The organism is Streptomyces sp. URMC 123 (assembly GCF_051386515.1).
Taxonomy (GTDB): domain Bacteria; phylum Actinomycetota; class Actinomycetes; order Streptomycetales; family Streptomycetaceae; genus Streptomyces.
The window spans coordinates 1-2,213 of the sequence record NZ_JBPQTV010000551.1 but is presented as its reverse complement, the minus strand read 5'-3'; the positions used below and the strand labels follow the sequence as shown (position 1 = coordinate 2,213).

Annotated in this window: 1 protein-coding gene, 1 tRNA gene and 1 pseudogene; 2 read left to right on the top strand and 1 reads right to left on the bottom strand. The window is 71.2% G+C overall.

Annotated elements, in window-relative coordinates; translation table 11 throughout:
• The first annotated feature begins 138 nt into the window (after positions 1-138).
• Positions 139-212 (top strand) — tRNA-Lys (locus ACSNOD_RS30605).
• Between the two features lie 91 nt (positions 213-303).
• Here ACSNOD_RS30605 and ACSNOD_RS30600 read toward each other — a convergent pair.
• Complete coding sequence (locus tag ACSNOD_RS30600) at positions 304-1,545, bottom strand: M6 family metalloprotease domain-containing protein (protein ID WP_436770339.1); 1,242 nt, start codon at positions 1,543-1,545, stop codon at positions 304-306.
• A 404-nt stretch (positions 1,546-1,949) separates the two neighbouring features.
• Between ACSNOD_RS30600 and ACSNOD_RS30595 the strand changes: the two are divergent.
• A pseudogene (locus ACSNOD_RS30595) lies at positions 1,950-2,213 on the top strand (hypothetical protein); the annotation flags it as partial.

Sequence of the window (2,213 nt, the reverse complement as noted above, 5' to 3'; positions counted from 1 at the left end):
CCCCTCCGTTTCGACCACCCCCCTGCCACTCCCCTGCCACCCGATCTCGCTCAGCGTGTCCGCCGGATGGCCGCAGCGTGACCGCGTTCCACCGATTTTCTTTCTCCCGGATACGGGTGCTAAGGTCTTCCACGTCGGGCGCCGCTAGCTCAGTTGGTTAGAGCAGCTGACTCTTAATCAGCGGGTCCGGGGTTCGAGTCCCTGGCGGCGCACCTCGCACGGCAAGGCCGTGAACAAAAAGGCTTTTCCGCGATCGCGGAAAAGCCTTTTTGTCGTTCCCGCGCGGCCGCGGCGCCCAGCCGCTCACGCGCGACTGATCCGCACCGTCCAGTGCCCCTCCGCATCGCGCCGCAGCACGTCGATCGCGACCCCGCTCCGCGGGTCGGAGAGCCGCTCGCCCACGCCGAGCGGGGCGTCGGCCAGCGGCGGGTAGACGGACGTCTCCCAGCAGGCCCCCGTGCGCGGGTGGCCGTCCAGGACCTCGACCGGCCCGCCGCCGGAGGCGGTCCCGCTGTGCACCCGATAGACCAGCACCCCCTCCGAACAGGTCGACGCGTCGTTCCCCTCGGCGCCGCGCGCCTCGACGGCCAGCACGCTGGCCTCCCCGGTGCGGACGACCAGGAGCCGCGCCCCGCCGGCGCCCTCCCCGGCCGGCGCGCCGAGCGGTACGAGCGTCCCCACGGTCGCCGTCGACGGGTTCGCGCACACGACCTGGCCACCGTCGAGCCAGCCGAGCTTCCACTTGTGCCAGGCGAAGGGCTCCGGCGCGAGTCCGAACTGGCTGCCCATGAGGTCCCAGTCACCCACATGGGTGTCCCAGTCCCCTTTGCCGTCCCTCGGACGGTGGTAAAGGTCGGGCAGGTCGAACACATGACCCGTCTCATGGGCGAGCACATTCCGATCGGGCGGATGCTGCTCGAAAACGGTGACAATGCGGCGGAGTTCGGCGCCGTCCGCTCGCAACGGGCGGTCGAAATTGACGACCTTTGTCGCGTCCGAGTCCACTCCCGGGGCGTCCGGATCGGCGACCAGATAGACGATGTCGTACGCCGAGAAGTCCACCCGGGCGTCCGCCGCGGCCACCGCGTCCCGCAGATACGCGGTCCGCAGATCGCCCTCCCAGTCGCGCTTTATCCCGTACGCCTCCGACGGCGACGGCATGGCCACCCAGCTCGTCAGCGGGTCGACGCGCAGCCGGAACCGGCCGTAGGAGGCGCGCTCGAAGAAGTGCGAGGTGTGCGGGAAGTGGTCGGCGGCCAGCTCAGCGGGGGTGACCCGGGGCCGGGCGTCGGGGAAGGACAGGAAGATCATCACCGCCCTGAGCTCCCGGTCCGGCCGCGGATAGGCGCGGTTCCAGGTGTCCACGCCCTCGGAGTGGTGGGCGGTGGTCCGGGTCAGCGCGCAGGGGGCGGCCAGTGGCGGACCGGCCGAGGCCGGCCCCGCGACGAGCGACGTCGCGATCAGGGCCGTCAGGGAGGTGCACACGGCGGCGACCCTGCGCAGCAGCCGCCGGTCCACTCCCCGGGACGCCAGCGGACGCGGCACCTCGACCTCCGGGGACGGAACGGAACACCCCGTCCACTGTGTGGCATTCTGTCCCGGTATGCCGCGTTGGATTGGCCCGGTCGGGTGACCTCTCCGACACCCCGACGCATAACAGAAAGTCACAATCGCTCGTACGGCCGTCAACGCCGTGCAGAGCCACGCAGAAACGATCGGACGGCGGCCATTGCTCCATCCCGGGTGCCCAAGATCACGAATGGCTTACTGGAACGCCCCACATGGCAGCCTCTATGATCGGCACATTTCCAGCGCGGATTCCCCAAACGGCGGCATTCCGCCGCCGGCCCGACCCTCTCCACCATCTGTACGAGACGAGTGCCCTGCGGGAGCGAGCGGTGAGCGTATCCCCCGACGGACCGGGCCAACGGCCCGGAGTCACCCTGCCGATGGTCACCGAGCGTAGCGGCGTGCGCGGTGCGGCGGCTCAGGAGCGGGAGGCGTCGTCCCGTGGGGAACCCGGGCACACCCCTCTCCCCGAGGGATGGGAGACACCGGCGGCCCCCTGGCGCAGCGCGGCTCCCGCCTCCGCCCCGGCCGGTTCGTACGTCTCCGGCGCCCCGACGGACTCCTACGCCTCGGGGAGCTCGTACACCCCACCGGACTCGTACGCCCCGGGCACCCCGTACCCCCCCGGCGGCCCGTACGAGCCC